Annotated in this window: 4 protein-coding genes; all 4 read left to right on the top strand. The window is 51.7% G+C overall.

Annotated elements, in window-relative coordinates:
- Positions 1–173 precede the first annotated feature (173 nt).
- The gene (locus tag I2I11_RS06140) at positions 174–1,196 is read left to right on the top strand and encodes a glycoside hydrolase family 43 protein (RefSeq protein ID WP_196266780.1); all 1,023 of its coding nucleotides are present in this window, start codon (positions 174–176) and stop codon (positions 1,194–1,196) included.
- Positions 1,197–1,321: 125 nt separating this feature from the next.
- On the top strand, positions 1,322–3,193 hold the full coding sequence (locus I2I11_RS06135; protein WP_196266779.1) for a glycoside hydrolase family 2 protein: 1,872 nt from the start codon (positions 1,322–1,324) through the stop codon (positions 3,191–3,193).
- An 86-nt stretch (positions 3,194–3,279) separates the two neighbouring features.
- Positions 3,280–5,358, top strand: coding sequence for a beta-L-arabinofuranosidase domain-containing protein (locus I2I11_RS06130; RefSeq protein WP_196266778.1), 2,079 nt, complete (start codon positions 3,280–3,282; stop codon positions 5,356–5,358).
- 266 nt (positions 5,359–5,624) lie between these two features.
- Positions 5,625–7,631, top strand: coding sequence for a sialate O-acetylesterase (locus I2I11_RS06125; protein ID WP_196266777.1), 2,007 nt, complete (start codon positions 5,625–5,627; stop codon positions 7,629–7,631).
- The last annotated feature ends 80 nt before the right edge of the window (positions 7,632–7,711 follow it).

Below are 7,711 nucleotides of genomic sequence, written 5' to 3'. Positions count from 1 at the left end.
TACCTGCCCCAGCAGTCGGATATGAGCTCGGTGGTGTACTGGTACCAGGCAGAACCACATGCTCCTTTCCCCAAGCTGCCTTCTAAAAATGATTTGGAGGTGAATTAGCAATCACAGGAAAAGACTTTAAGCAAACAGAACAGAAGTGCAAGTATGAATCAAGTGTGAACATAATGAAGATAAAAATTTATACCTGCAAATCCAGTGCAGCCAGCGTTTCTATACTAACGCTGTTTATACTTTGGCTAACTGCCTGCCCCGTAATCGCGCAAACACAAGCAACAGATGCCGGCAGCCGGATTGCCTTGGCCGACCCTACCATTTTCTACAACAAAGGTACATATTACCTGTATGGCACGGTGGGCAGCGGCGCTGATGAAGGATTCCTGGTGTATACGTCCGGAGATATGAAAACCTGGGAAGGCCCAAAAGGTGTTAAAGATGGCTTTGCACTGAAGAAAGGAGATGTTTTTGGCGACAAAGGCTTCTGGGCGCCGCAGGTTTTTAAATATAAAAATAAGTTTTACATGGCATATACAGCCAACGAGCACATCGCCATTGCCCAAAGCGACAGTCCGCTCGGGCCGTTTACACAAAATATCAAAGAGCCTTTGGCAGCGCCGGTAAAGCAAATCGACCCTTTCGTTTTTATAGATGATGACGGCAAAAAGTACCTGTACCACGTGCGGTTAACGGACGGCAACCGGGTGTTTGTGGCAGAAATGACAGATGAATTTTCGGCGATAAAGTCTGAAACACTGAAGGAAGTTCTTTCGGCAAAGGAACCCTGGGAAAACACGGCTAATGCCGAATGGCCCGTTTCGGAAGGCCCGTCCATACTGAAACACAAAGGCCTTTATTACCTGGTGTACAGCGCCAACGATTTCCGCAACCCGGATTATGCCGTAGGCTATGCGGTGAGCAAAAGCCCAATGGGTCCCTGGCAAAAGTATAAAGGCAACCCGGTGTTAAGCAGGAAAGACATTGGCGTAAACGGAACTGGTCATGGCGATTTTGTAAGAGACGGCAACGGTGATTTATACTATGTCTTCCACACGCATCAATCCAATACTACCGTAGGTCCCCGGGTAACGGCTATTGTAAAAGCACATTTCGCTAAAGACAAAGCCTCAGGTACAGATAAGCTTGTGATTGAAAAGAATAGTTTTTATTATCCTGTTTTGGCAAATGATTAGAGTTAGGGGCTATCCCCATGAAATATTTACTAAATTAACCTGGCAATGCGCTTTAATTATAACCCGTGCTGTAGCGCATGCACCTGTTTTATCACATTAAAAGAAGTACCTTAAACATTTATCCAATGAAGAAAACATACTATCTACTCCTCTTAACCTTGCTGTTTCAGGCAGGTATAGTCAGTGCCCAAACCTCAGCCTGGCATATTGTGCCGGGCAAAATTACCACGCCCTGGGCTGAGAAAGTGAATCCGGAAAACCCGCTGCCCGAATACCCGCGGCCGCAACTGGTGCGCGAGAACTGGCAGAACCTGAACGGCCTCTGGCAGTACAGTATTCAGCCAAAAGCACAGCAGGAAAGTGTACCCGGTTCGTTTGATGGTAATATTCTGGTGCCTTATCCTGTTGAGTCGGCTTTGTCGGGTGTAGGCAAAATGGTTGGCAAAGACAAGGTGCTATGGTATAAAAAGACAATAAAAGTGCCCGCCAAAATCCGCAGACAAAACGTACTGCTGCACTTTGGCGCTGTGGACTGGGATGCGGAAGTATACGTGAACGGCCAGAAAGTAGGAACGCACCAGGGCGGCTACGACCCCTTCACTTTCGACATCACCTCAGCCCTGAAAAGAGGAGCACAGCAGGAAATTGCCGTGCGGGTGTGGGACCCGACAGACGAAGGCCCGCAGCCGCGCGGCAAGCAGGTAAACAAGCCCGAAGGCATCTGGTACACGCCGGTAACCGGCATCTGGCAAACGGTGTGGCTGGAGCCGGTTCCGAAAACATACATCAGCGACACCCGGCAAACGCCCGACATCGACAAACAGACCCTAACCGTAACGGCAGAAATAGAGAACCTGCAGGCCAACGACCAGTTGCGCGTATCGGCCTGGGACGGGAAAAATAAAGTGGCGGAGCAGCTGGTAAAAGCAAATGCGGCCGCTGTGCTGCCGGTAAAAAATCCGAAGCTGTGGTCGCCGAAAGAACCGTTCCTGTATGATTTGCACATCGCCATAGTGCGGAACGGGAAAGTGGTGGATGAAGCGGACAGTTATTTTGCCATGCGCAAAATCAGTGTAGGGCCCGACGAAGATGGCATCCAGCGGTTGCTGCTCAACAACAAATTTGTATTTCAGTACGGTCCGCTCGACCAGGGCTGGTGGCCGGACGGCCTTTATACGGCCCCTACCGAGGAAGCTTTGGTCTCTGACATCGATAAAACCAAGGACATGGGCTTTAATATGATACGCAAGCACGTGAAGGTGGAGCCAGCCCGCTGGTACTATCATTGCGACAAAGCAGGTATGCTGGTGTGGCAGGATATGCCCAGCGGAGATTTAGGCGCAAGCTGGGGCAACCATCCCGGTATAACGGGCGAGGGCGAAGACATGACCCGCACAGCGGAATCGGAAAAGATATACCGCACCGAATGGGCTGAAATCATGGATGACCTCTACAACTTCCCGAGCATTGTAGTATGGGTGCCTTTTAACGAAGCGTGGGGACAGTTTAAAACAGTGGAAATTGTGAACTGGACAATGGAGCGCGACCCGTCGCGGCTGGTTAACAGCGCCAGCGGCGGCAATTATCATCCGGTGGGCCACATTATAGATTTACACCGCTATCCGGGCCCGGCCATGCCGCGCCCCGACCTGTTCGGAGACGACCAGGCCATTGTACTGGGTGAGTTTGGCGGATTGGGCCTGCCGGTACCGGGCCATACCTGGCAGCAGAAAGACAACTGGGGCTACCAGACGTTCAAGAATGCCGATGAGTTGTTTGACAAGTATAAATCCTTTACCGAAAAGCTGCAGGAGCTGATTAAAAAAGGATTATCGGCAGCCGTTTATACCCAGACGACAGATGTGGAGGTAGAAACCAATGGCCTGATGACGTACGATCGGAAGGTAATGAAGGTGCCTGCCGAGAAGCTGAGAGAAGTGAACAGCAAATTATATGACCCTTCGTTAGTCGAGATTGAAGCGTCGGCAGTTAAATAAAACCTGGAATATACGTAGATGGCCTGTCATGTTTCAGGTCAGGCGGTTTATACTTACGTTGCTGCACTTACAGCAAATCTAATAACATGAAAAAGAACCTGGTAGCAGCATCTTTATCAGTCTTGTTGTGTGCGTCCTGCAAACCGGGACAGCCGGCGGAAGTTGTTTCTAACCCGGAAACAATAACGCCTGCGCCGGTTGCCGGCACGGCCGCCTATGTGGCACCCGTATACATAGAACTTCCTTTGGGAGCGATTAAGCCCCAGGGCTGGCTTTTGCACCAGCTGCAAATTATGCGTGACGGCACCACCGGCCACCTGGACGAAGTATACGCCAAAGTGCGGGACGACAACGGCTGGCTCGGCGGCCAGGGCGACGGCTGGGAAGAGACACCTTACTGGCTCGACGGTGCGGTGCCTTTGGCTTACCTGCTGGATGATAAAGCGCTGCAGGAAAAAGTGCTGCAGTACATCAACTGGACGCTCGATAACCAGCGGCCATCCGGTTACTTCGGCCCCATCACCAAAGCAGAGCGGGAGAGCGGCGCCAAAATAACGGCCGACAACCCGGAACTGGGCGAGGATTGGTGGCCTAAAATGATTATGCTGAAAGTGCTGAAGCAATATTACACGGCTACCGGCGACGAACGGGTGATTCCGTTTATGACCCGCTATTTCAATTACCAGCAGGAGGCCTTAAAAAAGGCACCTATCGGGAACTGGACGGAATGGTCGGAGTCGCGGGGGCACGACAACGTGCTGATGGCGCAGTGGCTCTACGGCATCACCAAAGACAAATCGCTCCTGGAACTGGCCGCACTCATAGAGTCGCAGACGTTTCCGTGGAGCACCTGGCTGGGCAACCGGGATTGGGCCATCAACGCGGCGACGCAGCAAAATGACCAGAACTGGATGCACCGCCACGGCGTGAACGTAGCCATGGCCATCAAAGACCCGGCTGTAAACTACCAGCGTACCGGCGACGTGCAGTATCTCAAGGCTCTCAATACAGGCTTTAATGACCTGATGACGCTGCACGGGCTGCCCTATGGCATGTTCTCGGCCGACGAAGACCTGCATGGCAACAACCCCACGCAGGGTACAGAACTCTGCGCAATTGTAGAATCTATGTACTCTCTGGAGGAGATTATCGGCATCACCGGTGACCAGCGCTACATGGATGCGCTGGAGCGGATGACCTTTAACGCGCTGCCCACCCAAACCACCGACGATTACAACAACAAGCAGTATTTCCAGATAGCCAACCAGGTGCAGGTAAAGCGGGGCGTGTTCAATTTCTCGCTTCCTTTTGAACGGGAGATGAACAACGTATTCGGGATGCGCAGCGGCTATACCTGCTGCCTGGCCAACATGCACCAGGGCTGGACCAAGTTTGCTTCTCACCTGTGGTATGCCACGCCGGATAAAGGACTGGCGGCTTTAGAATACAGCCCCAATCAAATCACAGCCAAAGTAGGCGAAAAACAAACCGAAGTGGTGATAGATGAAGAAACCAGCTATCCTTTTGATGACGTTATCACCTTTCATCTAAATACCAGCGGGGACGTAGCTTTCCCGTTGCAATTGCGCATTCCGTCGTGGTGCCAGCAAGCCATTGTTTCTTTGAACGGGCAACAGCTTCGCTCAGCGGAAGGTGGTCAAATCATCACCATCAACAGAACCTGGCAGAACAACGACAAGCTAGCTTTACAGTTGCCGATGGAAGTGAGCACGTCTAACTGGGGCCGCAATTCCAGAACGGTGGAGCGCGGGCCGCTGGTGTATGCCCTCAAACTGGAAGAGAAGTGGGAGAAAGGCCATGACGAAAAAGAAGGCGACTACTACAGCGTGTTCCCGAAAGGAGCCTGGAACTATGGCTTGCTACAGAAAGTGGTGCAGGCCCCTGCCGAAAACCTGGAAGTCAGGAAAGTAAAGCCCGTTACAGAGGACTTTGTGTGGAACCTGCAACATGCGCCCATAGAAATTACGGCGCCGGCCAAGAAAATACCCGGCTGGAAGACCATCGAGAACGGGACAGCGCCACAGCCGGTTACAGCCCGGGACGGCTTGTTTATGGGGCAGGTAGATGATAAGGTAGAGACGATTACACTCGTTCCATACGGCTGCACGAAGGTGCGAGTGGTCGCTTTCCCGGTTGTGAAATAGAATGCCATACACGCTGAGGCATTCTCGTTAATTGTTATAAATAATTTGTCTCTACGAAATAAGAAACTCTGCCAGGTGCATTTATGAGCCTCCACTGTTTGAGCGTTCAGCGAGTTTGGAGGGTCTTGATTCTTTTGCTTACTTTTCTTATCAAGAAGAAAAGTAAGGCCTAGCCGGCGAGGCGAAAAGCCTGATAAGAGCCTTGAAGTTAAAACTCTCATAAAAATAGGCAGAAGTACAATAACTGATTCATACTACGCAAGGCCATGATTTCTAAAACCACCTACATCAGAATAGCTTTATACTTGTTTATCGCTCTATGCACAGGGCATAAGGCCTTTGCAAAGGTGGAGTTGCCTGCCATTTTCAGCGATAACATGGTGCTGCAGCAAAAAACCGATGCGGCCTTGTGGGGCAAGGCAGATAAAGATAAAACCATCCGCATCAGCACCTCCTGGAACAACAAAACCTATATCACCCAGGCAGACGCAGACGGTAACTGGAAACTGAAAGTAGCCACGCCTGCAGCCGGAGAAAAGTCATACACCATTACCTTTGACGATGGCGAGCCGCTTACACTTAAAAATGTATTGATAGGCGAGGTATGGGTTTGTTCGGGCCAGTCTAACATGGAAATGCCGTTGGAAGGCTGGGGAAAGATTAAGAACTACAAGCAGGAAATCGCCAATGCCAACTACCCGAACATCCGGTTGCTGCAGGTAGAAAAAGCCACCAGCACCGTGCCGCTGCAGGATGTGAAGGTGGAGAATGGCGGATGGCAGCCCTGCTCCCCGGAAACGGTGGCTGATTTCTCGGCAGTTGCTTATTTCTTCGGCCGGAACCTCTACCAGAACCAGCACATCCCGATAGGCCTTATCCATACTTCGTGGGGCGGAACAATTGCCGAAGCCTGGACTAGCGGCGCGTCTTTAAAGCAGATGCCCGCCTTTTTGCCAGCGGTGGAGCAGATGGAGAAAAGTCCATCCGATCCGGCAGCGCTGAAGGCGCAATACCAGCAGCAATACAAGGACTGGCAACAGCAACTGCTGGCCAAAGACCCCGGCTACGCAAACGGCAAGGCTGCCTGGGCAACGGCTGCTGTAAACGATGCTGCTTGGAAAACCATGCAACTTCCTGCTAACTGGGAAGCAGCCGGTCTGCCTGATTTTGATGGCGTGGTCTGGTTTCGCAAAAGTATAAACCTCCCGGCAGGTATGGCTGGCAAAACGCTCACGCTAACGCTGGGCCCGGTGGATGACAATGACATTACCTGGTTTAATGGCGTAGAAATAGGCCGCACCGAAGGCTGGGACAAACCACGCACTTATACGGTGCCGGCCAATTTGGTGAAAGCAGGCGAAAATATTGTTACGGTGCGGGTGGTGGATGCGGCAGGCGGAGGCGGCATTTATGGCGCGCCGGAACAGCTGAAATTGTCTGCGCCGGGTAACAAGACAATAGCCTTGGCTGGCGACTGGAAGTATAAAGTAGCTATGCCCGCCAGCGAAATGCCTGCCATGCCCCAGGCGCCGGAAGGGCCTAACCGGCCGACGGTGCTGTACAATGCCATGATTCACCCGTTAATTCCTTATGCCATCCGCGGCGCTATCTGGTACCAGGGAGAAAGCAATGCGGACAGGGCTTACCAGTACCAGCAACTGTTTCCGCTGATGATTGCCGACTGGCGCAAAAACTGGGGGCAAGGTGATTTCCCATTTTACTTTGTGCAGCTGGCAAACTTTATGGATGTAGCTGCCGAGCCCGGCGAATCAGACTGGGCCGAGTTGCGGGAAGCCCAACTTAAAACATTGACCTCGCCCAACACTGGTATGGCCGTCGCTATCGACATTGGTGAAGCCGCGGATATTCATCCAAAGAACAAACAGGAAGTAGGCCGCCGCCTGGCTCTGATAGCACGGGCCAAAGTGTATGGTGAGCAGATTTCGTTTTCAGGCCCTATTTTTCAATCCTACAAAACAGAAGGCAATAAAATCCGGATATCTTTTCAGCATACCGATGGCGGTTTAAAGGTGAAGGACGGAACGGCGTTGAAAGGTTTTGCCATCGCGGGAGCTGATAAAAAGTTTTACTGGGCAGATGCTAGAATCGAAGGAAATGATGTGGTCGTGTCGAGCCCAAAGGTGCCTGTGCCGGTTGCGGTGCGGTATGATTGGGCAAATAATCCTGTCGGTAACCTCTACAATGGTGCCGGGCTGCCCGCTTCTCCGTTTCGCACCGATAGCTGGCCGGGCGTTACGGTTGCAAAACAATAGCAGGAGCAGCGTAGAAGTATGCCAGGGCAAAGCGGATGAAGTATAAATGGAAGTTTAAGTATAAAGTATAAGTGCCATTG

Source organism: Pontibacter rufus (genome assembly GCF_015694705.1).
In the GTDB taxonomy this organism is placed as follows: Bacteria; Bacteroidota; Bacteroidia; order Cytophagales; family Hymenobacteraceae; genus Pontibacter; species Pontibacter rufus.
The sequence above is the reverse complement of the archived record's forward strand: the minus strand, read 5'-3'. Positions and strand labels throughout refer to the sequence as shown.